The organism is uncultured Paraglaciecola sp. (assembly GCF_913020055.1).
Classification (GTDB): Bacteria; Pseudomonadota; Gammaproteobacteria; order Enterobacterales; family Alteromonadaceae; genus Paraglaciecola.
Genome location: NZ_CAJWCF010000002.1, coordinates 71,563 through 96,348, shown reverse-complemented (window position 1 = coordinate 96,348; position 24,786 = coordinate 71,563). Strand labels below are relative to the sequence as shown.

Annotated in this window: 23 protein-coding genes; 6 read left to right on the top strand and 17 right to left on the bottom strand. The window is 39.5% G+C overall.

Annotated features, from left to right (window positions below; all coding sequences use genetic code 11):
• Positions 1–399: 399 nt before the first annotated feature.
• From QZ488_RS01010 to QZ488_RS00975, 8 genes are all read right to left on the bottom strand, one after another.
• Complete coding sequence (locus tag QZ488_RS01010; protein WP_293745764.1) at positions 400–843, bottom strand: TerB family tellurite resistance protein; 444 nt, start codon at positions 841–843, stop codon at positions 400–402.
• 6 nt (positions 844–849) lie between these two features.
• Positions 850–1,875: an NAD(P)-binding protein gene (locus QZ488_RS01005; RefSeq protein ID WP_293745763.1), complete on the bottom strand. Its 1,026-nt coding sequence runs from the start codon at positions 1,873–1,875 to the stop codon at positions 850–852.
• Entirely contained in the window at positions 1,875–2,927 is a 1,053-nt protein-coding gene (locus tag QZ488_RS01000) for an ABC transporter ATP-binding protein (RefSeq protein ID WP_293745762.1), read from the bottom strand. The genes QZ488_RS01005 and QZ488_RS01000 overlap by 1 nt, the downstream gene beginning before the upstream one ends.
• A gap of 7 nt (positions 2,928–2,934) precedes the next feature.
• Positions 2,935–4,599: an iron ABC transporter permease gene (locus tag QZ488_RS00995; RefSeq protein ID WP_293745761.1), complete on the bottom strand. Its 1,665-nt coding sequence runs from the start codon at positions 4,597–4,599 to the stop codon at positions 2,935–2,937.
• 43 nt (positions 4,600–4,642) lie between these two features.
• Positions 4,643–5,656, bottom strand: a complete 1,014-nt coding sequence (locus QZ488_RS00990) for an extracellular solute-binding protein (protein WP_293745760.1) — start codon at positions 5,654–5,656, stop codon at positions 4,643–4,645.
• 75 nt (positions 5,657–5,731) lie between these two features.
• Positions 5,732–6,181, bottom strand: a complete 450-nt coding sequence (locus QZ488_RS00985; RefSeq protein ID WP_293745759.1) for a GNAT family N-acetyltransferase — start codon at positions 6,179–6,181, stop codon at positions 5,732–5,734.
• 16 nt (positions 6,182–6,197) lie between these two features.
• A complete protein-coding gene (locus QZ488_RS00980; RefSeq protein WP_293745758.1) occupies positions 6,198–7,844 on the bottom strand; it encodes a fused response regulator/phosphatase in 1,647 nt (548 codons plus the stop codon).
• Positions 7,845–7,862: 18 nt separating this feature from the next.
• Complete coding sequence (locus QZ488_RS00975) at positions 7,863–8,168, bottom strand: STAS domain-containing protein (protein WP_293745757.1); 306 nt, start codon at positions 8,166–8,168, stop codon at positions 7,863–7,865.
• A gap of 145 nt (positions 8,169–8,313) precedes the next feature.
• Between QZ488_RS00975 and yciH the strand changes: the two genes are divergently transcribed.
• The 3 genes from yciH (at position 8,314) to pheA (ending at position 10,844) form a co-directional block, all read left to right on the top strand.
• Positions 8,314–8,634, top strand: a complete 321-nt coding sequence (gene yciH / locus QZ488_RS00970; protein ID WP_293745756.1) for a stress response translation initiation inhibitor YciH — start codon at positions 8,314–8,316, stop codon at positions 8,632–8,634.
• Positions 8,635–8,665: 31 nt separating this feature from the next.
• The gene (locus tag QZ488_RS00965; RefSeq protein WP_293745755.1) at positions 8,666–9,466 is read left to right on the top strand and encodes a response regulator; all 801 of its coding nucleotides are present in this window, start codon (positions 8,666–8,668) and stop codon (positions 9,464–9,466) included.
• Positions 9,467–9,662: 196 nt separating this feature from the next.
• Complete coding sequence (gene pheA, locus QZ488_RS00960) at positions 9,663–10,844, top strand: prephenate dehydratase (protein WP_293745782.1); 1,182 nt, start codon at positions 9,663–9,665, stop codon at positions 10,842–10,844.
• 70 nt (positions 10,845–10,914) lie between these two features.
• On the opposite strand, the gene QZ488_RS00955 is transcribed toward pheA, so the two are convergent.
• The 3 genes from QZ488_RS00955 to QZ488_RS00945 form a co-directional block, all read right to left on the bottom strand.
• On the bottom strand, positions 10,915–13,236 hold the full coding sequence (locus QZ488_RS00955; RefSeq protein WP_293745754.1) for a methyl-accepting chemotaxis protein: 2,322 nt from the start codon (positions 13,234–13,236) through the stop codon (positions 10,915–10,917).
• Positions 13,237–13,331: 95 nt separating this feature from the next.
• Entirely contained in the window at positions 13,332–14,474 is a 1,143-nt protein-coding gene (gene tyrA, locus QZ488_RS00950; RefSeq protein ID WP_293745753.1) for a bifunctional chorismate mutase/prephenate dehydrogenase, read from the bottom strand.
• Positions 14,475–14,481: 7 nt separating this feature from the next.
• On the bottom strand, positions 14,482–15,576 hold the full coding sequence (locus QZ488_RS00945) for a 3-deoxy-7-phosphoheptulonate synthase (protein ID WP_293745752.1): 1,095 nt from the start codon (positions 15,574–15,576) through the stop codon (positions 14,482–14,484).
• A gap of 377 nt (positions 15,577–15,953) precedes the next feature.
• On the opposite strand from QZ488_RS00945, the gene QZ488_RS00940 reads away from it, so the two are divergent.
• A complete protein-coding gene (locus tag QZ488_RS00940) occupies positions 15,954–16,832 on the top strand; it encodes a CPBP family intramembrane glutamic endopeptidase (RefSeq protein ID WP_293745751.1) in 879 nt (292 codons plus the stop codon).
• On the opposite strand, the gene QZ488_RS00935 is transcribed toward QZ488_RS00940, so the two are convergent.
• Genes QZ488_RS00935 through QZ488_RS00925 form a run of 3 tightly spaced genes read right to left on the bottom strand, consistent with a single transcriptional unit; the run spans position 16,829 to position 19,959 of the window.
• Entirely contained in the window at positions 16,829–17,392 is a 564-nt protein-coding gene (locus QZ488_RS00935; protein ID WP_293745750.1) for a sugar O-acetyltransferase, read from the bottom strand. The two genes, QZ488_RS00940 and QZ488_RS00935, sit on opposite strands and share 4 nt — an antisense overlap.
• 29 nt (positions 17,393–17,421) lie before the next feature.
• Positions 17,422–18,333, bottom strand: a complete 912-nt coding sequence (gene rlmF, locus QZ488_RS00930) for a 23S rRNA (adenine(1618)-N(6))-methyltransferase RlmF (protein ID WP_293745749.1) — start codon at positions 18,331–18,333, stop codon at positions 17,422–17,424.
• A gap of 9 nt (positions 18,334–18,342) precedes the next feature.
• Positions 18,343–19,959 (bottom strand): NAD(P)/FAD-dependent oxidoreductase, encoded by a 1,617-nt coding sequence (locus QZ488_RS00925; RefSeq protein ID WP_293745748.1) that lies wholly within the window; start codon positions 19,957–19,959, stop codon positions 18,343–18,345.
• 213 nt (positions 19,960–20,172) lie between these two features.
• Here QZ488_RS00925 and fdxA point away from each other — a divergent pair, with 213 nt between their 5' ends.
• Positions 20,173–20,496: a ferredoxin FdxA gene (gene fdxA / locus QZ488_RS00920; RefSeq protein WP_293745747.1), complete on the top strand. Its 324-nt coding sequence runs from the start codon at positions 20,173–20,175 to the stop codon at positions 20,494–20,496.
• A 166-nt stretch (positions 20,497–20,662) separates the two neighbouring features.
• Positions 20,663–21,040, top strand: coding sequence for a VOC family protein (locus QZ488_RS00915; RefSeq protein ID WP_293745746.1), 378 nt, complete (start codon positions 20,663–20,665; stop codon positions 21,038–21,040).
• A gap of 92 nt (positions 21,041–21,132) precedes the next feature.
• Here QZ488_RS00915 and apbC read toward each other — a convergent pair whose 3' ends face one another.
• From apbC to QZ488_RS00900, 3 genes are all read right to left on the bottom strand, one after another.
• Entirely contained in the window at positions 21,133–22,188 is a 1,056-nt protein-coding gene (gene apbC / locus QZ488_RS00910; RefSeq protein ID WP_293745745.1) for an iron-sulfur cluster carrier protein ApbC, read from the bottom strand.
• A gap of 61 nt (positions 22,189–22,249) precedes the next feature.
• On the bottom strand, positions 22,250–23,743 hold the full coding sequence (locus QZ488_RS00905) for an NCS1 family nucleobase:cation symporter-1 (protein WP_293745744.1): 1,494 nt from the start codon (positions 23,741–23,743) through the stop codon (positions 22,250–22,252).
• 153 nt (positions 23,744–23,896) lie between these two features.
• Entirely contained in the window at positions 23,897–24,763 is an 867-nt protein-coding gene (locus tag QZ488_RS00900) for a nitrilase-related carbon-nitrogen hydrolase (RefSeq protein WP_293745743.1), read from the bottom strand.
• Positions 24,764–24,786: the final 23 nt, after the last annotated feature.

The following is a 24,786-nucleotide window of genomic DNA, read 5'->3' as shown; positions in this document are numbered from 1 at the left end:
CAAATCTCATTAGAAGAAGGCATCCATGCCATCAGTGACGCAAATTTATATTTGCATCAAGGATACAAGTACTATTAGTTGCAAACGCCATCGCAGCCAATAACAAACCTAGCAATGCACAAACATCCTTCACCACACCCACTGTCCATGCGTAATACCTGAGGAACCAGTCAGGTTGAGTGTGATTACTGATAGGACAATTACATTGTTCGTGCCAAGAATATATTTAACCTATATTTCAATAAGTTAGAAAATAGGAGAAGGGGTAGAAAAGAAATCCACAAGAATAATGTCGCAAATATAAGACACTCATTCAATGGAGTTAAACTAAGTATTTAAAATCATATACTTAGCATGTCTTTTATTAGCAACGCCTCTATGTATTTTTATTCGAATTGATTAATCCGGCTTGATTGAAAGCTTACTTTGAATAAATTGACTATGAGGTATATAAAGTAAATCGGCAATTTTTCGGATGGTATGATCTTCGTGTGGACTTAGTTCATGGTCAGCGTAGGCAACTGACCACAAGGAATCAAGTACCGCTCTTTTCTGCTGGGCACCGTAAGTATCATTGATCACTCTGGTAAATTGTTGATAATCCGCAGCGTCATTCGCTTGTGATTGACTTAACTGGCAAAGACTATCAATTTCAGCTTCACTTAAAGAAAAATGCTCATTAAGTTGCTGGCGATAACTATCTTGCTCTAATTTTTCAAACTTATTGTCAGCTCGCATGACTTCATAAAACAAAACGGCTGTCGCTAATTCAATTGTATGTTGGGAATCATTGTTATCGATAGCTAAATGCTGTTTAAACCACTCTTGAATATTGCTAATCATTGTACTTTACTCACCCGTTGTAATTGCCTGACTTAGCGCTAGAGCCGCTTCATATGCAGATTCAATAGAAGGCCCAAAACTCCAATCACCTCCGACATAAATTCCCTCGGCAGGCAGACTCAATATACCCAATGGTTTTTGCCCCGGACTGGGCCTAGCATATCTCCAATAATGAGCATAATGATTCGATATTGATTCATAAGGTAAATCGAACAATTCACAAAGCCCTTTAATTGCAATAGATATTGCCTTTTCTTTGCCTAGTTTACCTAAATCATCCGAGCACTTATTAGCCAGCTGCACCACCCAAATTTCGCTTTTACTCGCTTCTTCTAATCTGATAACTTGAGGTCGAAGTGGTTTGTTAGAATCTCGCACTAGAGTCTGTATAGACTGATCCTTTAGATAAACTAAATCAACGTCATTCGCGACCAATTGCTCCAATTTTAAGGCGATCGACCAACAACTTGTCCAAGACTGAGAAAAGTCGGACTGTTTTAACGGCAACTCGGACTTCTCAATTAATACCTGACTTTGGGGCCAAGGAGTTGTCAAAACTACTTTATCAAACCACTCTGGCTGCCATATATCGTTTGATTTTAATTGCCAGCCCTTACCAACAAGATAACGAACTTGGCTAATTAAGCTGCTGGTGTTTAAGTTGGCGTTTTGTATCCAATGGCGACACGCAGCATTCATTTTGTGATTAAAAACGTAATACTGCCTATCACCCACATACTTTTCTAATGCTTGGGTAACGCCTGGATTTTGCTTCGACAGAAATACATTTTCAGGCCATTTACTCGCAATATTTTTATCACACAAACTTTGCATAAACTTGATAAAGTCGGCTTTTTGGGCCGGCACAATAGTTGCGCCTAAATCACACTGCCCCCACGAGGTCTGTTTGGTACTGGCGCGTCCACCACAGCCGCGAGATTTTTCAAAAATACTGACATCCATTCCTGTTGAGCTCAGAGAGTTTGCCAACAAACAACCAGTAACGCCTGCACCAATGACCGCTATTTTCATTAATCACTTCCGTTATCTGCAAACACAATCAGATGTTCTAAATCTAAACGAATACCAATTAGTTCACCCAATTGGTGATCATGATGACTAAGAGCCAAACACAATACTCGAGCATGACCAACATGTTGCAATTCTAGTTGGTACAAAATGTGTGATCCTTGAAACGATCTATCTACAATTTTTGCTAGGGTTTCACTTTCATCATCATGAATAATGTCATCTGGACGAACCAAAAATACAACCTTGTCACCTTGCTTAAATCCACTCTCAGGGTTAATCGGAAAAACGCCTAATGCACAATTCATCTTATTATTGTTATCTATCGTTGCAGACAAAAATACGCCATCACCAACAAAGGCTGCAACAAAGCGGCTTGCTGGACGATGATAAAGTGTATAAGCGTCTGTCCATTGCATTAACCGCCCTTTGTTCATGACACCAATCACATCAGCCATAGCAAATGCCTCATGTTGATCATGAGTCACCATAAGAGCAGTGGTATTTTCGTGTTTCAAAATTGCCCGCAAATCTTTAGCAAGCTCATACCTTAACTCTGCATCCAAACTGGAAAAAGGCTCATCTAGCAACAGTAAGTCAGGTTTAGCAGCCATAGCTCTAGCTAGTGCTACCCGTTGTTGTTGACCACCTGAAAGTTCATGGGGATATCTGTTGCCATACCCTGGCAACCCCACTAAGTTCAGTAGCTCCATTACGCGCTGGTGTTTTTGTGTACTGTTTTGCCCATGTAATCCAAAAGCAATATTTTGTGCAACCGTTAAATGGGGAAACAAAGCGTAGTCTTGAAACACCACCGCTACGTGGCGTTTTTCGGGTTCTAGGTGATTATTTTTAGCGCCAACCAACTTATCACGTAAACTAATTTGTCCTTCTGTTAACTTTTCAAAACCTGCAATAGCCCGTAATACTGAGGTTTTACCGCATCCAGATGGGCCCAATAAACAACCTATCTGTCCAACAGATAATTCAAAAGAAACGTCATCTACGGCTTTTACGTTTTGGTAACCAACAGATACTTTATTCAGACTTAACATAAGCGCCTTATTTGACTTGTGTACTATGTTGGCTGGGCTTATCCATCAGCATAGTCAACAAAATAACAGGTAATATACCCACACTGACAATCGCTAAAGCGGGTAACGCAGCGTCCATTAAACGTTCGTCTGAAGCAAGTTCAAATGCTCTAACTGCCAAGGTATTAAAATTAAACGGCCTTAAAATCAAAGTAGCGGGGAGCTCTTTCAAAACATCTACAAACACCAACAATAAGGCACTCAACACGCTGGTTTTCATCAGTGGCACATGAATAGTTCTGAGAATTTGCAAAGGTTTATAACCTAAAGAACGTGCAGCATCGTCCATACTAGGTTTGACTCTTGCCAAACCTGTATCAATGTTATGCATAGCTACGGCTAAAAAACGACTACTGTATACTAAAATAAGCGCAAATAATGAGCCTGAAAAGACTAAACCAACACTTACGTCAAACCAATTTTCAGTTAACACATTGAGCTTTATATCGAACCAACTCAACGAAATCATTGCACCTATAGCGATTACTGTGCCGGGTACTGCATATCCTAGGTTAACAATACCAACTAAAAGTTTAATCGGTTTAATCGGATTTAGGCGTTTTCCGTATGCAAAAAGAAGCGCCAAAATTACCGCAGTAATCGCAGCGATGGCGGCCAAATAAAAACTATTCCACAACAATAACCAAAACTCACTGGTAAGCTTTTTAGAGTAGGTTTTTAACGCCCAGGTAAACAATTGAAGAACGGGCAAAATGAAACCAAAAAAGACAGGTATCACACAAATAAAGGGCACCCAAAATGCTTTTCTACCGACTAGCTTTTGTCTGCTGACTTGTTGTGCTCTTTGTCCTTGAAAATAGTAGCGGATTTTACGCCTCGATAGATATTCAAGGATCAATAACAACACCACAAAACTGGTTAACATTGCCGCCAATTGCGCAGCAGCAAGACCATTACCTAAACCAAACCACGTTCTAAAAATACCCGTAGTAAAAGTACTCAATCCAAAATATTGTACCGTGCCATAATCCGCAAACGCTTCCATCATTGCTAACGCTGCCCCCATTAGAATGGCGGGACGAGCTAAGGGTAATACAACTTTAAATAAGTGTTTACTGGGAGACACACCTAAACTTCGTGATACTTCTTCAAGACTTGCTGGCTGCTCACTAAAAGCAGTTCTGGCTAACATATAAACGTAGGGGTAAAGCACCAAGGACAACATAACAATAGCGCCAGGCAACGAGCGAATTTCAGGAAAATAATAATCCCCATATTGCCAGTTAAATGTCTCCCGTAACAAGGATTGTAATGGACCTGAAAAGTCCAACAAACCAGTATAGGTATAGGCAATTATATAGGCCGGCATCGCCATGGGTAAAAGTATCAACCATTGCAACTGTTTACGTCCGGCAAACTCGTACCTAGCAATACACCAGGCTAAAACAGTACCTATCACTATGACTATAGCGCCGACACCAAAAGCTAGGATTAGGGAATTAACAATATAATCAGATAAAACAGTTGAATATAAATGTTGCCATATTTCAGTTTGCGGAAAAAAAACGCTAACAAAAACTAAGCCTATTGGCGCAGCAAGAATAAAACAGCCAAATGCGATACCTACAAACCAAACATTGAACCAGTTCTTTAACCAGTTGATTTGCTTCATAAAAAAACTTACTTAATTTCAATCAGAGAATATTTTTGTTCAATTACTTCCATCCTGCACGATCCATCAGTTGAACTGCAGCAGCATTCAACTCACCGAGTTTTCCGAGTTGAACTTGTTCCGTTTTGAAGGTACCAAATGACTGTAGTAATTCACTCCATGGAATGCCGGCTAAAACAGGATACTCATGGTTGGTTTTGGCATACCACAATTGAGACTCTTCACTGAGTAAGAAATCGATTAACTTAACTGCCGCTGCTTTGTTAGGCGCATTTTTCGCTAACGCCACGCCAGATATATTGATGTGTGCACCTCGGTCGGCTTGATTTGGCCAAATAACCCTTACTTTTTTAGCTTGTTGTTGGGTTGTTTCATCGTCAGAACTCAACATGCCGGCAAGATAATAAGTATTAGCGATAGCCACATCACATAAACCAGCCGCAACGGCTTTAATTTGGTCTCGGTCCCCACCTTGTGGGGGGCGAGCAAAGTTCTTAACCAACCCCGTGATCCACTGCTCTGTAGCAGATTCACCCTGCTGAGCAATTAAGGAAGCAACCATAGATTGATTATAAATGTTACTCGAACTACGAATACACACTTTACCTTTCCACTGTGGATTAACTAAATCTTCTAAGTTGGCAACATCTTGTACATTGACTCTATCAACTGCCACCATCAAAGGGCGAGCGCGCAATGACAGTCCCAACCAATGGCCTTGCTCATCACGAAAATTCATCGGCAATTTTGTAATAGCTTCAGAAACTGAAATTTCCTGGGTCAAACCTTGCTGCTTGGCTCTGTATAATCGTCCAACATCTGTTGTTAATAACAAATCCGCGGGGCTATATTTACCTTCACTTTTTAACCGGGTAATTAGGTTATCCGCCTTGCCTGTCACCAAATTGACTGAGATACCCGTTTGCTGAGTAAATTTATCCAGTAAAGGTTTAATAAGTGCTTCTTTGCGCGCCGAATACAAATTAACCTGCTCAGCAGCAACGTAAGGAGACAACATAATCGTGATAACAAACAGACAGGAGATGATGTTTTTCAAGGGGTATTCCTAATTTCTAAAGGCAAGACTAGAATTTGGATGTTAATCTAATTGAGAACTATTCTCAATATCAATTTATTCTTCGTACATTAAATAATGACTTTGTTGCATACCTAATGATTCATAGGTTTTTTGCGCGATAATGTTTTCTGTCTCTACGTATAACCTAAAACCACACACATTCGGTTGCTGATCTGCTAACGTTTTGACTTGGGCATATAGCTGAGCATAAATCCCTTGGCGTCGAAAATCTGGAGAAATATAAACGCTCTGCACCCACCAAAAAACACCATTGCGCCAATCGCTCCATTCGGTGGTGACCATTAAACTACCTAGCACTTGGCTATTTTTCTCAGCAACCAAATAGAAACCTTTGTTTTCATCGTTAATTAATGCCAACACTCCCTTAGACAAGATGTCTTCATCTAATTTTTTTTGTTCAGTTTCCCACGCCATGAGTTGATTAAACTTAACCAATGCTGATACATCAGCTTGCTTTGCTACTCGAATAATGATTTCCGACAACGCTCTTTTCCTCTAGTTAAATTTTAAACACAACATCGACAGTATTACCTTTATTCGTATACTCAACCGATTCACAAAGCTCTTTCACTAAGGAAATTCCCCGGCCATAACTTTTTTCAACATTTTCAAGTTTTGACATATAGTCTTGTTTAAATCCTGTACCCGAGTCTTTGATTCTAATTGATAAAGCATTTTCGTCAGGACGGTACTCAGCAGAAATAACAATGCTGGCACTCTCTAAGGCTGAAAGTTTTTCTTCACGCAATGTAAAGTACGCAAAAAAACCATCATCAGATTGCTTTAACGTTGAATCAAGCTCTAACACACCATGCTCTAGTGCATTATTATATAACTCACTTAATACCGTAAAGAGTTCAGAGTGAATGCCATATAGGCCTAATTGGTTAGTCACGACACTGACCAAATCAACAATAGGATCCGCAGATTTAATATGCTTTGCATCTAACTCAACCACAATTTTAAGAGGCACCTTAGAAGCAATGCCTTTATTTACAACTGGTTCCAAGGGCTGACTGGTAAAAATAACAACAGTGATATCATCATTGCGTTGCTTAGATCCGAGATATTTTGTGGCATTACTGAGAAATCCTTCAACATTGATGTCCGGCTGATCGTTTAGCCACTTTTCGATGCCCTCATCACCCAGCATTTCATTTTGTTCATTTTCTAGTTCGACCACACCATCACTAAACGCCACCAACCTGTTACCAAACTGCATTTCATAACGTTCAACTTCAGAAGCAAATTCGTGGTTTTCTAGTATTCCTAGAGACATATGTCTTGATGCAAATCGTTTGACTATTTTCCCACTGGGATCTTGTAATAACAGGCTAGGCATTCCGCCATTCCATACATCTATTTGTTTACCCGTATTGTTGATTTCTACAATGGCTGCAGCAAAAAACATATCATCTGGAAGTAACATCAGCAGAGTTTGGTTAATGGTTTCAGCCATTTCCATTAATGAAAGCCCTTTTTTCGACATCGCTTGAAAAGCTTGAGAAACAGGCAGAGCGCCGATTGCCGATGCTAATCCATGGCCAGTAAAATCACCAATTAAAAAATACATACCACCTGTAGGGCTAGCACTTGCTAAAAACAAGTCACCATTAAAATCACTAGCGGGATTTAGGCAATAGTCGAGGTATCGAGTAAAGGATTTATCAACAGACAAGGCATTAGTAAATATATGTTCAACAATTTTATGCTCACGCTCTACAGCGTTACGATAAAAAGAAAGTTGTTTATTCTGCTCGTAAGCTTTTTTACTCAATAATCTTGTGCGAGCATGGGCACGAATTTTTGCGGCTAAAATCACTTTATCAAAAGGTTTACTAACAAAGTCATCACCGCCTACTTCTAAACATCTAGCGAGTGATTTTTCATCTTCAAGGGCAGTAATAAAAATAACGGGCAAATAGATGTCCCCAGCCATTTTTTTTAGCATTGTTGCTACTTCGTAACCATCCATCTCTGGCATAATTACGTCGAGCAACACAAGATCTGGTTCAATACGTTTGGCCAATTCAATAGCAACAACACCATCCTCGGCTTCAAAAGTATCCGTATACCCTTGTTGTTCAAGCATATGTACTAGCAAAAAGCGATTAAGCGTGTCGTCATCTACAACTAAAATACGCATGATCAATTACACAACAGGCTATGCAATGTCGAATTTTTTGCCGAAGTGGGCAATCTGCAAAATTTTCAAAACTTGCGGACGACAATGAGTAATTTTGAATGATTGAACTGAGTCACGTAAACTTTTCTGCATATTAAGCAACATACCTAAAGCAGAGCTATCCATGTATTCAGTTTTTTGTAAATTGATAACGATACTACTTACCCCATCGTTACCTTCCGTATAAGCTAGGCGAAAATCTTGAACTTTACCAAAATCGAATTTTTCTTCTAAAAAGATAGTTAACTCTTTACCATCTTCTGAAAACTCTCTATCTAAACTCATGTATCTCCCCTATTAGACAAAAAATAGTATTAAAGTGATCCAATGCTATTAAATAATAGTTTTACAGTATTGCCTACAAAGAATCTCATTTTTTTATTAGAATGTTAATCCACGTCCGCACAGCATTAATATGGTTCACAATAAAATGAGTGAAAATAGACTCGTATACAGTACACAAACTGGCCACATTCAGAACAAAGAACAATCTAAATTACCAGCAAAGACCGATGGTGTCGTAAGGATCCGCCGAGAAACCAAAGGACGCAAAGGAAAAGGAATGACAACGGTAACAGGGGTGGATTTACCTGAAAAAGAACTAAAGGACTTATGTAGTCAATTGAAGAAGATGTGTGGCACTGGCGGCGCATTAAAAAATGGGGTAATTGAAATTCAAGGTGACAACCGCGATAAAATAAAAGCAACACTCGAACAACTAGGCCATAATGTGAAACTAGCAGGTGGTTAATAATCAGTAGAAACACAAATTAGGAATAACAATGCAGCATCTCTCTTTGTCAGAAGTTAGTATCATCTTAGTTGAACCCTCTGATACTCAACGAAAAATTATAATTAAACAGTTAGCTGCTGCTGATATTAATCACGTCGAGGCTGTTGGTAGCGTCAAACAAGCCATTGATACTATAAACAAACATGGCGCTGATTTGATTGTTAGTGCAATGTACTTCGAAGACGGCACCGGCTTAGACATTATTAAACAGATAAAAAATAACGAAACCCTTGCCTCGACTCCTTTTATGCTGATATCTAGCGAAAACCGAGTCGAAAAACTTGAAGAATTTAAACAATCAGGTGTAGCCGCTATTTTACCTAAACCTTTTACTCCTGAAAACTTATCAAAAGCACTAAAGGCGTCACTCGACTTAATCAACTCTGATGAATTAGACCTAGAACTATTTGATGTGCATGACGTTAGAGTGTTGTTAGTCGATGATAGTAAACTAGCCCGGAATCACATTCGTAGAGTGTTAAGTGGTTTAGGGTTACAAAAAATTCTTGAAGCCGAAAATGGCGCTCAAGCATTAACCATATTAAAAGATAATACCTTTGATTTAGTGGTAACCGATTATAATATGCCGGAAATGGATGGCAGAGAACTCTCTGAATTCATCCGCTTTAATCCCGAAACCGCGCATATACCGATTATTATGGTCACCAGTGAATCGACCTCAAGTTTACATATGGCCAACATTCACCAAACAGGTGTTAACGCTTTGTGTGACAAGCCATTTGAAGTGAATGAAGTGCGCAAAATGCTGGCATCTTTACTCGGACAATGAACGCCAAAACATGACGTTATTCATTATTCGTGAGAATCAAAAAAATTGTGCTTAAGCAAATCATTGACATATAAGTAGTGGCTTTATAAATTCTTACATATCGATCCTTATAGGTAGCATTTTAATATACAACTTATAGGCATTACCGATATCAAAACCTCCCTTTTGGGGAGTTTTTTTGAAATAACAAGTGGATATCATGTCATCAGAACTAGAAGAACTTAGAGTCAAAATCACTGAACTTGACACTCAACTACTGACTTTTTTAGCCAAAAGACAGCAATATACGAATCAAGTCGCTGAAACAAAAATCAAACATCAAATTTCTGTTCGCGATCAAAAACGCGAAGAACAATTATTGGTTAGGTTGATAAAAGAAGGTATAAAACAGGGGTTAGATGCTCACTATGTCACGCAGTTATTTCATGTCATTATTGAAGATTCTGTATTAAACCAACAAGCATTGTTAGCTGCACGAGCCAATCCAGGCAGTAGCTTGCCATTAAATCGTGTGGCTTTTTTGGGTGACAAAGGTTCTTACAGTTATTTAGCCACAAAAAAGTATTTTTCTAGGCGTCCCGGTGAACTACTCGAATTAGGTTGCCAAAGCTTTTTAGAAATCATCCAAAAAGTAGAAACCAACCAAGCTGACTATGCAGTTTTACCTATCGAAAATACGTCTTCAGGTAGTATCAATGAAGTATACGATGAACTACAACATACTAAGCTCTCTATCGTTGGTGAACTCACCTATCCAATCAAACATGCCTTATTAGTTAGTCAAGAAACCGATGTCAGCAAAATTAAAACCTTATACGCCCACCCCCAGGTTTTTGCTCAGTGTAGTCACTTCCTTGCGGAACTAGGTAATGTTGAAGTTAAGCCCTGTGATAGCACCTCTGCGGCTATGTTAAAAGTGGCCGAACTCAATACAGATAATATTGCTGCAATGGGTAGTGAAACGGGTGGGAGTTTATATGGTTTACATGCAATTAAGTCAAACTTAGCCAACCAAAAAGAAAATCATAGTCGTTTCTTTGTAGTGGCTCGTAAGCCTGTCAACGTGCCATTGCAAGTGCCCGCAAAAACAACATTGGTAATGTCTACTATACAAAAATCTGGAGCCTTAGTAGAAGCGCTCATGGTGTTACGTGACAACAAAATCAATATGACAAAACTCGAGTCTAGACCTATTACTGGTAACCCTTGGGAAGAAATGTTTTATCTTGATGTAGAGGGAAATGTACAAGATGGACCTATGCAGCAAACACTAGAAGAATTGCGGGCCATGACGCGCTACTTTAAAGTTTTAGGCTGTTATCCAAGTGAAGAGATAAACCCTACAAAAGTAGCTGCGGTGAGTGCTTTAGCGGAATAAAAACCGGTGAGGTATGTAAATAGCAAAAATGGGCCAGTGAAAACTAGCCCATTTTTAATGTCAATTCAGGCTACACCTTAAAACGTTCTACTAACCCATTGGTTCGCGCAGATATTTCTGCAAGGTTTTCTGCAGAAGCGCTGGTTTGTTTAGACCCTTGTTCAACATTACCGGCTAACTTACTTATACTTTTAACACTAATGGCGACTGAATTAGTAGCTTGATTTTGTTCTTCTGTTGCAGCAGCTATTGTCTCAGTTAACTGCAATACTTGTTTAAAACTCTCGGATAACTCATCCATTGCAAGTGTAACTAAATCCACCAAGCTTTTTCCTTCATCAGCTGTAGAGCTAGCATGTTCCATAGAGTTAACTGATTTAATTGCAGATTGGTTCATAACATCAATTAACTTAGATATTTCAACAGTGCTTTGTTGAGATCGAGTAGCAAGTGCTCTAACCTCGTCAGCTACCACAGAGAAACCTCTACCAGCCTCTCCTGCCCTAGCGGCTTCAATTGCAGCATTTAGTGCCAATAAATTAGTCTGATCGGCAATACTAGTAATGACATTCAATACCGTAGTTATTTGATTAACTTCATCTTTCAAACTTAGGATTAGTTGGCCCGAATCATCAATTAAATTAACCAACTGTGTAATGTTGTTTTCTACTAACCTAGTCCTTTCAATATTTTCGTTTAACCTAGTCTGGGCTTGGATACTTTGAATACTAGTTTTTTGGGTTGATTTACTGACATCTGCAACAGCAGAAGACAATTGTTCCATGGCAGTAGATACCATATGAGTTTGGTCACGTTGCTCTGAAGTTTTTTGGGCACTATCTAAAGTAATAATACTCAGCTTTTGAGACGCGGATGATAAACTATCAGCATCAATTTTAACCTGCGCAATAATGTCCCGAATTTGACTAATAAAAACATTAAAACCTATAGTTATCCTATCTATTTCAGGTATACCATGTGGTTTAATTTGAATTGTTAAATCACCTTCACCTTCTGATAACTCTTCACATATCCTACCTAACCGATTAAGTGGACGCACGAGCCATGAAGCAAAAATCAATACCAATACAAAAGACACACCAATGATTATAAACGCCTCAATCAAGGTTGATGTGATTAAATTACTTCTTATCTTATCTGCCGGCCTTAAGGCCTCTTCTACATCAATTTCAGCCATCAACGCATAATTGAATGCTCCAATTTTTAACGGCGAATATGCAGAGAACACTTCTACATCTCTGTAATCAAAAATTCTTTCGAATCCAGACTCTCCTCGAAATGCTCTATTAGCGGCATCGGACTCTACAGGTTGAATACCGACCGAGGTATTTTTCAAACCTATTTCTTTAGCTTGACTAGGATATTTGCTCTTTATTGCGTTCAAATAATTAGGCTTATCTTCCACAAAAAAACGACTTTCGTTTAATAATACATTGTTATTGTTGACTAAATACGTCTCGCCAGAGTCGCCGAATCCCTTTGAAGACCATTTTTCACCATGGGTCAGAATGCTATTTATTCGGTCCATTGGCATTTGAAAAATGAGTACCGCAATGGGTTGTCCATTTGAATAAATAGGCGAGGAAGCGAAACCAGCAAGTGCATCATAAGAAGGGCGATACTTTTCGAACTGACTAAAAAAGACTTGATCTTGATCTGTAGCATTACTAGCAGCTGTAAACACTTCACCAATGCCTGATTTTGCATAAGGGCCAGTTGAGATACTGGTAGCAAAATCTAATTCTTTAAACACACTATAGATAATATTACCGTTGTTAATATCGACTATAAAAATATCGTAAAAACCAAACTCCTGCAAAAAATGGCGCAAACTAGGATGATACCGCTTGTGTAACGCCGCGTAAGTCGAACTATTACTGAGATTTGTCAGCCCATCCTTTTGACCTAAAGGTTGAGATGAACCTGCTATGAAATCGTATTGCAAGGCGAGTGCGGTATCAGTTAATCCATTTAACGCATTAGCTGCGTTTGATATCGATACTGAATTAATACTATTATATTGTTGGGAAAAATCTGAGGAATAATAAGAGTCTAATTGATTCTGCTGCGCTGCATTATTTTTGCCGCGCTGGCTAACATATTGATTAAAAGCGGGGATAAGTTGCTGAGAGGCTTCAACTACAGACAAATCAACCGATTTTGTTAGAATTTGTGAGGTAATGAAATCAAAATATTCTTCGAGGGCCTCTCCAGTTTGTACATTCTGAGAAATCAGTCTTTTTTCAACAGATTCAGTAAGAGCCTTATTGGATTCGCTTACTGCAACCCGCACCGCCACTACTCCCATAATTACAATTGCAAATGATAATATAGTTAAAACAGTTATGAGTAGGCGTGCTTTTAATGTCATTAATGATCCTTAAATTGTTTGGCCACATGTCTCTTTACAAAAGCCTGATATACGCTAACAATAATCAAATAGTTCAAAAATCTTTATTCAATAAATCAACAATCCCCACTTAAAGAGCGATCATCATTCGCTTTAAGTAAAAGCTTTTTGCTATCGACTAAGCATTGTTTAGAATAATCACCAAACCAAGAGCCAATTTTAAAAAACTGCTTTATAAACTCGTCTTTGTTGTTGCTTTCTACTAAGGCGAGTGCTTGATTAAATTTTACACTAAACTCAGATAATAAGGCAACACTATCTTTATTATCAAAAATGATATCAGCGTACAACGCTGGGTCTTGAGCAAATAATCGACCAACCATTGCCAGCTCTAAACGGTAAATAGGTGAACTAAGTGAAATTAATTGTTTTAGATTAGGATTTTCGCTGGCTAAATGTGAACCAAATACAAAACTACAAAAATGCCGCATTACCTGAATAAATACCATGGCATCATCATGCTCTTTCGCCGTGGTCTGCTGTAAAATAGCCCCCCAGATACGAATTTGCTGTAATAACCATTCATATTGCTGAGCATGACGCCCATGACATACCACTACTACCTGTTTAACCATACTAGACACATCAGGACCAAACATAGGATGAAGACCCAATACTGGCCCTTTATGTGCAGCCATCATGGCAGCCAATGGTTTTTGTTTTGTGCTGGTTATATCGACTAAAACACAGTCTACAGGTAAGTTTTTCAGTCTAGAGATAATACTTTCGGTTAACTTAATAGGAACGGCGACTAACACTAAGCCGGCATCATTCAGAATACCATCTGCATTAGGCCAATCGTTTTGTTCAAGCAATTCGACTGAATAACCGCTGCGCTTAAACATATCAACAAAAATACTTCCTAATGCACCCGCCCCGCCTATCACTACGATTTTTTTAATCTGTGGATTAGTACATAAATAATCTACATTCTGCGTGTGATAAGACTCTCGCATGATCCTACGCAACAAATCTTCAACTAATACCGGAGATACATTTTGTTGTTCTGCCTCTGCTCGCCTTTTAGCAATCAGTTCAGTTTCTCGCTCAGGGACGTAAATTGGTAGACCGACTTGGCTCTTATATTGTCCGACTTTAGCGGTTATTTCGGCCCGCCTCGCCAATAACTCAACTAACTGGCTATCAATTCCATCGATTTGTTGCCTGAGTTGATTAAGTTCATCGGGTGATACGGGCATAATTTTCCTAGTCTTCTGCGTCATTACGCTTATTTAACCGCATAGGTAACACAGTTATCAACTTATCTCGCATATGATTAATCAAATCTTCTGTGGATTGCCAATTAATGCAGCCATCAGTAATCGATACGCCGTATTCTAAATCTGCAGGCGTTTTCCCCGAACTACTTTGATTACCATGATTCAAATGACTTTCCAACATGATACCAATAACGGATTGATTACCTTCAAGGATTTGATTGACCACATTCTTCGCCACCAAAGGCTGTCTGCGAAAGTCTTTGCTTGAGTTTGCATGACTGCAATCAATTACTAAACCTGCGCTCAAATTGGCTTTGTCCAATTCGGCTTCACAGTCGGCGACGCATACAGAGTCATAGTTTGGCTGTTTACCACCACGTAAAATGATATGCCCATCTGGGTTACCTTGGGTAGAAATGACGCTTACTTGCCCATTGCCATTAATCCCCATAAAACTATGACCCGACGCGGCAGATTGCAGCGCATTGATAGCGATACCCAAACTCCCATCAGTACCGTTTTTGAAACCTACAGGCATAGACAAGCCACTGGCCATTTCTCTGTGGGTTTGAGATTCAGAAGTACGAGCACCTATCGCAGACCAACTAAATAACTCAGCTAAATATTGTGGACTAATTGGATCAAGAGCTTCAGTAGCCACGGGTAACTCTAACTCTGCTAACCAAATCAGTAACTCTCTGGCTTTACGTAACCCTGTTTCAATATCAAAGGTATCGTTAATGTGTGGATCGTTGATCAACCCTTTCCAACCTACAGTAGTACGAGGTTTTTCAAAGTACACACGCATCACAATGTACAAAGTATCCTTGCAGCTTTCATGCAACTCTTTGAGCTTAATTGCATATTCTTTTGCCGCTTCAATATCATGTATTGAGCAAGGACCACATATCAATAAAAACCGATGATCTTTGCGATGTAAAATATCGCTAATGACTTGTCTTGATGATTGAATGATTTTTAAAGAAGCATCACTAACTGGTAATTCAGATTTTAATGCTTGAGGTGTTACTAATACTTTCTCTGAAGAAATATTAATGTTGTTGATGCTGTCACGTAACATGATTTGACTCTTTTAAATAAACGTAAATTTGGCATTCGATTACACTCTATTGTAACCCAATGCTCATGATATCTCTCTACTCACAATAAAGTGTAACGTTTTCAATACAGCTTAAACTTTATTATTTTTACAAACAAGATTGACTTTTTAACAGTAATTAATTTCAACGACAAGTTTTAATTGGTGTTAGCGCACTGAGTGTTCATTTTTCAGTCTAAACACCTCTATTTTAAGGTATTATTACAACGGATATACATCGCTCGACATGCAACAATTTGGTTGCTCATTATTGAAATTCAATTAAAGATGGGCATTTAATGGATTAAGTCATGCTTTAGCAAAAGCATAGGTCTAGCCAAAAGGTAATTTAAATCCTTATGCAACAAACTTTTGAATTGTTTAGCATGACCTTCAATCTTGGAACAGGCGCTATTTTTTTGCTTGTTTTATTAGCACTCATTGCTGGACGATATGCTTCAAATAGAATCATACTTAGCTTAATAACACTGACAGTGTTGGTAGGGCTAAGTATAGATTTACTCAATCTAAGTGCCGTGCCTTGTGTTTTGATCTTGTGTTTAAGTGCTTATTATTTCAAATATAACCAAGACAAAAAACTAACGTTCTTTAACGGATGCGTTATTTTCATCAGTTCTGTGTTGATACTTTTACATCTTGTACCTGGCTTTAATAATCCTATTTTAATCGATAACTTCCCTGTCAGCGAAAATGCTCCTCAATACACAAAATACCTAAATATAGATAAAGCGCTCCTTGGCGTTTTATTGTTGGCTTTTGTCGTGCCTCAGGCAAAATCATTTAGCCTAAAAAAGGGGCTAGTCGTATTGGGGGTAGTATCAGTTTGTTTGGTTTTGAGTTTTGGTTTGGGCTTATATTCTGGGTTAATCAGCTACGATCCTAAAATTTCTAGCATTTTGCTAGGCTGGATGATTACCAATTTATTCTTTACCTGTTTTGTAGAAGAAGCTTTTTTTCGCGGTTTTGTGCAGCAGAGAATTCAGCAGCTCAGTGCCAAAACATATTGGCAATATGTCAGTATTCTACTGTCCGGCGTTTTGTTTGGTCTGGCTCATTTTCCTGGAGGTCAAACCTACACTATTATTGCCTCAATAATGGGCGTTGCTTATGCTTTTAGTTATTACAAAACAAAAAATATATATGTTTCAATATCCGTTCATTTTATTTTCAATTTGCTGCACTTCAGTTTATTTACTTATCCCTTTAACCTTACTTAATTCAAGATGGTTTTTATTACTTTGGCTGGTACACCTGCCACTACCGTATTAGTTGGAACATCTTTATTCACCACCGAACCTGCAGCAATCACTGCATTGTCACCAATATTCACACTTTCTAATATTTTAGCGCCCATGCCAATCCAAACACTATTTCCTATATTGATTGGTTTAGCAGTTTCAATACCTTTGTTACGTTTGACCGCATTCAATGGGTGAGTGGATGTTGAAATCATCACACCGGGCGCGAGCATGACATCATCACCAAAAGTGACAGGTGCAGCATCTAATATGACTAAACCATGATTGGCATAAAAATTCTTACCAGCAGAAATATTGTAACCATAATCACAATAAAAATTGGGCTCTATCCAAGCGCCAGCGCAGTGGCCGAATAATGCTTTAATGATTTTTCGACTGCCCTTTCTATTATCAATATCAAATTGGTTAAACTGCTGACAAAGCCTTTTAGCATTAGCTCTGTCTTTCTGTAATGTCTTATCACTAGGGAAATACTCAAGACCTTGTAGCATTTTTTGTTTTTCAGTTAAATCACTCATTTTTAGCCCTGTCTCCTGCTAAATTTTGTTTAAAAACGCCACGCCACAAAACGGCTGACTTTTTGCCCTTGTGCCATCTCGACAGTTTTGACATCAGTCACACCTTGTTTACGCAAACTTTTATAAATTTGCGTTAGATTGTCTTTTTTAGAAATCAAGCTGCTAAACCATGTGATTTGATGGGCATATTCTTTGCTTTCAAGGATCATTAGCTGAATAAATTTCAACTCGCCACCTTCACACCACAGTTCATTCGACTGCCCTGCAAAATTGAGAGTTGTATTTGGCGAAGGTGGCGATTGCTGTGAACCTCGTTTTGACTTGTTCTTGGCAAGGTTCTTAACTTTACGTTGTGAACCAGCTTTAGCCTGCTCAGCTGATTGATGAAAAGGCGGATTACACATACAAAATGCAAACTGCTCATCGGCCTTTACTACACCAGTGAAAATATGCTGCTGGTTTTGTTGCAGCCTAATATCAATGTTACCGGTTAAAACTGGGTTTAGGTCAATGATAGTACTGGCCGATTTAGTCGAAATAGGATCAATATCCGTACCCACCATTTTCCAACCATAGGAGCGATTGGCAATAATTGGATAAATAACATTGGCCCCAGTACCAATATCTAAGCCTCTTATTGACTTTCCAATAGGTACCACTGCGCTATTATCTTCTGCTAGTAGGTCAGCCAAATAATGTACGTAATCGGCTCTACCTGGCACGGGTGGGCATAAATAGCCCTTTGGAATATCCCAATTCTGTATTTTATAGTAGTCCGCCAATAATGCCGCGTTAAGCGCCTTTACAGCATTTGGATTAGCAAAATCTATGCTTTGCCCACCATCCGGCTTAGTTAAGATGAATATCTGCAATGCAGGATAACTTTGCACCAACTGCGCTAGCGGATAACTGTCTTTATGTAAATTTCTGGAATGTTTCAATGTCTGTCATTAGTCTATTGGTTGTCGGGCTAACATATCTAACGCTAGCGCCTCAGCAACTTTTATTCCATCAATACCAGCAGACCAAATTCCACCGGCATAACCCGCTCCTTCACCTGCGGGATATAAACCATGAGTATTGATACTGTTGAAGTCTTTACCACGCTTAATACAAATAGGTGATGAAGTACGTGTTTCCACTCCAGTCAACAATCCATCTGCTTTAGCAAAGCCTTTTATTTTTTTGTCAAAGGCAGGGATTGCCTCCTGAATAGCTTCAATTACAAAGTTTGGCACTACTTTGGATAAGTCGGTCAAAGTGATGCCTGGTGTATAAGACGCACTCACATCACCTAATTTCTCACTGGATTTACCTTGTAAAAAATCGCCAATCAGCTGAGCAGGTGCATGGTAGTTTTCACCGCCAACTTTATAAGCCAATTCCTCTAAATTACGTTGCAATGCAATCCCGGCTAATGGATGGTCTGGGTAATCTTTCTCTGGGGTTATTCCTACTACTATCGCGCTATTCGCATTGCGTTCATGACGGGAATATTGGCTCATGCCATTGGTCACTACTCTGCCCGCTTCAGACGCAGCAGCCACTACTGTGCCTCCGGGGCACATACAAAAACTGTAGACCGAACGTCCATTTTTACAGTGATGCACTAACTTATAATCCGCAGCGCCTAAAATGGGGTTACCAGCATTATCGCCAAAGCGACATTCATCAATCATTGATTGTTCGTGCTCTATTCTAAAGCCCACTGAAAATGGTTTAGCTTCAACGTATACACCTTGTTCATATAACATTTCAAAGGTATCCCGAGCGCTATGCCCGACAGCCAAAATGGCGTATTCACAAGGTAAATATTCATCACTAGATAAATGTAAGCCTTTAAGTTGTCCGTCTTGAATGTCGACTTTATCAACCCTAGTACTAAATCGAATTTCACCGCCTAACTCGGTAATTTGCGCGCGCATTTTCTCTACCATATTGACCAATTTAAAAGTGCCAATATGCGGCTTGCTCACATATAAAATTTCATCTGGTGCACCGGCCGCTACAAATTCATTTAAAACCTTACGCCCATAATGTTTGCGATCTTTGATTTGACTATATAATTTTCCATCAGAAAAGGTCCCAGCCCCACCTTCGCCAAATTGCACGTTTGATTCAGTATCAAGGGGTTTCTTTCGCCAGAAACCAAACACATCTTTGGTCCGTTCACGTACTGCTTTACCCCGCTCTAACACTATTGGCTTAAAACCCATTTGCGCTAGTATTAAGGCAGAAAATAATCCACATGGCCCCAATCCAATGACCACGGGGCGGGTGCTAAGATTTTGCGGCGCCTTAGCCACAAATTGATAAGTCATGTCTGGTGTTTCGCGAACATGAGGGTCATTGGCAAACTGAGCTAGCAGCTCATCTTGGTTAAGCACTTCAATATCCAGCGTATAAATCAGTAAAATATCTGTTTTGTTACGGGCGTCATAAGCACGTTTAAACACTTCGAAAGACAACATATCTTCTGAGGCAATACCCAGTTTCTGCAAAATAGCGGCGGGTAAAGCGTCTTCATCATGATTTAAGGGTAATTTTACTTCGTTTAAACGCAACATAGGGTTTCCAATGATCAAACATCAACATCTCACCGGTATTCGGCGAAGCCCTGCAATTCGAGAGCTGGGGTATTTTATGTCAGATAGAATACAGAACATAGGTAAATTCCACATTGAATGAAACACCAATTGGTATAACACTGTTCTTGTTTTTTTCTTGAGCTACTTTATGATCCCCGTAATGCCAAAGATAAAACATAGATACCCACAACCATGACCTTTGTCGTCACTGACAGCTGCATCAAATGTAAATTTACCGACTGTGTACCCGTTTGCCCAGTCGATGCCTTTTATGAAGGTGAGAACTTTTTAGTCATTCATCCAGATATTTGCATTGACTGCGGACTTTGTGTGCCTGAATGCCCTGTAGAAGCCATATATCAAGATACTGACTTACCCGATGAGCAAAAACACTATCTTAAATTAAACGCCGATTTAGCAGAAATATGGCCTAATATTACAGAACTAAAAACCGCACCAGACGATGCCGAAAAATGGATTGATGTTGAAAACAAGCTACCCTTGCTTGTGGAATAAGGTTTTATACCAACCAACCTAAAGAATTGTCCATTAAAGTACCAACAATTACTCTCATTACAAATTTATGTAAAAATTCTAAATAAACACTTTACCTCAAGCTAACTTGAGGTATTAAAGTGCTGTTCAAGTTAACTATTCTTACAACCTTCTTAAGGAAAATCCTATGCAAAGTAAACTTGAACATATCAACCTTACGGTCCGCGACACAGATGCGACTGCCAGCATATTGAGTCATCTATTTGATTGGAAAATCCGTTGGGCCGGTGCTGCAAAAGATAATGGTCGTACTATTCATCTAGGTGGCGAAGACACCTATCTTGCGCTGTATAGCCATCAAGAAAAACATCTGGCAGATACCTCAAATAAAACCATCAGCCACCTCAATCACATAGGTATTCTTGTGGATGATTTAGATGAGGCGGAAAGAAAGGTCAAGGCCAGTGGTTTTGTGGCATACAATCATGGCGATTATGAACCAGGCAAACGTTTTTATTTTGACCTTGAAGAGGGTATTGAAATTGAAGTGGTCTCTTACCAATAGAAGTAACGTCTTACCAATAAATTTTAACCTACACGTTAGACATACCAAGCCGTTAAATGGCTTGGTGTCTATCAGGCATCATTAGGCTTCACTCAGTTTACGCTCGACACCATAATTTGCTGATCTTGCATCTCTTGTTGTGAAAGCTTGTAAGATAATTTGCGCGCCAAAGTACGGTAGATTTGCTGAATGTCGGGATTAGCTTGTTCGCTAAACATAAATTGACTACCGCTGTCTGCCAACTCCCTAATCTGTATGTTTAACGGCAATTGGGCTAATAATTCAGTTTGATATTTTTGCGCAATACGTTGCCCACCATCAGCACCAAAAATATGCTCTTTATGACCACATTCAGAACAAATGTGATAACTCATGTTTTCGACTATGCCCAACACATTAATATTCACCTTGTTAAACATAGCAATGCCCTTTATGGCATCTGCTAAAGCTAAATCCTGAGGTGTGGTGACAATAACAGCCGCCGATACAGGCATATTTTGCGCTAAGGTTAACTGGATGTCTCCGGTACCTGGTGGCATATCGACAATCAGATAATCTAACTCATCCCACAAAGTTTCGTTATACAGTTGTTGAAACGCCCTACTTGCCATTGGCCCACGCCAAATGGTTGCTGAATCTTCATCGACTAAATACCCAATCGACATAGTCTGTATACCATTACTCATCACTGGATAGATATTTTTATTATCTGGAGATCCGGGCTGCACATCTTTAGTGCCAAGCAAAGTCGGTACAGAAGGGCCGTATACGTCCGCGTCCAAAATCCCCACCCTAGCGCCTTCTTGCCTCAAAGCCGCAGCTAGATTAATTGAAGTAGTCGACTTACCCACTCCACCTTTTCCTGATGCTACCGCAATCACATTTTTCACTACTTTAGGGTTTTGCCCTTTGATAGATGGGACCTGATAACTCAGCTTTATCGTGACTTTATGTGTACTGGCAAAACTTTCTAGATGATGACTAAACTTTCCTTTTGCCCCCAATAAACTGTTGCACACAAAAGGTAAACTCAGATTAACTGTTTTACCTTCGGTCACAATGTATCTTGCAGTACGCTGGGTATCTGGGAAAAAATCGGGAAGAATGTTTTGCAAAAGAGTCGCAAGACTAGATTGAATATCTGACATAGTGATCCGTACTTCTATGATTGGAAATGGGTTAATAACAAGCGATGTTAACTTAGCTATCTTACCCTAAATTGGTATTTCGTTTTACTTTTAGCAAGTAATAAATGGCTGCCCCAGTAATAGAACCGGTAAACCAACCATAATTGTAAAACCAACTCATAGACCCGGTCATCAAAGTCATTAGTGTTATAGCAACAGGTACAAAAAAGGCGATCATACCTTGCATATTTACATCGGCATATTTACCACCACGCAAATATAACGAGACCAAATCGAGTTGTTGTTTATTGATCACAAAATAATCCACAATCATGATCCCAGCTATTGGGCCAAGTAAACTCGAATAGCCTAATAACCAATTAGAATACAAAGATTCAACACTGACATCTGATTCTACCCAGTGCATTTTTTTCAGTAACTCCCAGCTCATCATCAATAGTCCGATTAAGCCGGTTAACAGTACACCACGTTTTTCACTAATTAATTTAGGCGCCACGTTTTGAAAGTCATTGGTAGGAGACACAATATTCGCCGCGCTATTGGTTGATAAGGTGGCAATAATGATCAACAACATAGCAATCCCCACTAACAATGGGCTGTCTATTTTACCTATCAGATTAATCGGGTCGGAAATAGTCTCGCCCACTAAAACAGTAGAAGCAGAAGTTAAAATCACACCTAACGAAGCAAAGAAAAACATCGTCAGAGGCAAACCAATCACCTGACCGACAATTTGATCTTTTTGAGATTTAACAAAACGGCTAAAATCAGGAATATTCAAACTCAACGTTGCCCAAAACCCTACCATAGCGGTTACCCCAGCCATTAAATAAGGCGCTGAAGAGTCTGCCTCTGGACGATTAGCTTTAGTGGCTAAGACTTCACCTAAGTCTATTTGCGGTAAAGCCCAAAACATCAAACCCGCCCCAACCAACAACAATAGTGGCGCAGACCAGTTTTCTAAATGTTTAATCGCATTGGCGCCTTTGATTACTACATACAAATTAAGCGCCCAAAACAGAAAGAAACCATACACTTCACCCGCACTACCTAGTGCCGCCCAGCTAGGCGAAAAAGCTGAAAATAATAAATGACAGGCAATACCACCAAATAAGGACTGAATACCAAACCAGCCACATGCCACAAAAGCCCTAATCAAACAGGGCACATTTGAGCCATATAGACCGAAGGATGAGCGCAACAATACCGGAAACGGTATGCCGTACTTAGTTCCAGAAAAAGCGTTCAATGTAAGGGGTATCAACACTATGATATTAGCAATCAAAATGGTGATTAAGGCTTCAAGCACAGACAAACCGAAGTAAGCGGTTAACACTCCACCTAGTGTATAAGTGGGCACACATATAGACATGCCCACCCACAATGCAGCTACGTTACCCTTGTGCCATGTTCGCTGAGCGATTTTTGTAGGCGCAATATCTTGATTATACAGAGGACTATTTTGCACATCCTCTGCGACATTGAGCTCAACAAACTCACCCACTTCATGGGTGGTGGATACTAAAAGAGATGTCTCATTTTGTTGCCCTTGCATAACAGTCATCCCCTTTAGTACCGATTAATTGAGTGTGATGGTTTAAGCAACTCATTTGCTCACCATTCTTATTTTTAAGCCAGAGGCTATTGACCTTTCATATGCCAACAACCCCTAATGTCTTCCCCGACCTAGCTTCTTGTACCCATACTATTAAATTTCAGTGAGTTTGCCATAGGTTTCTGGGCGGCGGTCGCGATAAAATTGCCACACTTTTCTCACTTCATCAATCATATCCAAATCAAGGGTAGAGATAAGTAATTCGTCGTTATCTTCTGACGCCTCATCAATGATTTCACCTCTTGGATTAACATGGTAACTGGTGCCATAAAACTTACCGATATTCCAAGGCGCTTCAGTGCCAACACGGTTGATACAGCCCATAAAATAGCCGTTAGCTACAGCGTGTGCGGGTTGTTCTAACTTCCACAAATACTGGGATAAACCAGCCACTGTGGCTGAGGGGTTATACACAATTTCAGCACCATTTAAGCCTAAAATACGTGCGCCTTCAGGGAAATGTCGATCGTAACAAATATACACCCCTATTTTGGCATAACGAGTATTGAACACTGGGTATTCTGCATCACCAGGTTTGAAGAAAAACTTCTCCCAAAAACCTGCGACTTGAGGGATATGAGTTTTACGATATTTGCCTAAATAGGTACCATCGGCATCAATTACCGCAGCAGTGTTGTAATACACACCCGGTTGCACATATTCGTATACAGGCACAATCATAACCATTTCATACTTTTTGGCATATTCAGACATCAAATCTGTCATCGGCCCCGGAACAGTTTCGGCCGCATCATACCAACGCACATCCTGAGACGGGCAAAAATATGGACCATTGAAGATTTCTTGCAAACAAAGGATCTGCACACCTTTTTTACCGGCTTCTTCGATAAAAGGAATATGATGATCAAGGGCGGCTTGCTGAATATCTTTGACCGGCACCGATTCATCATTTATCGGATTGTGACATTGGATCAATCCACTGATTACATTTCTAGGCATAAACTTTCTCCATAAATTATTAT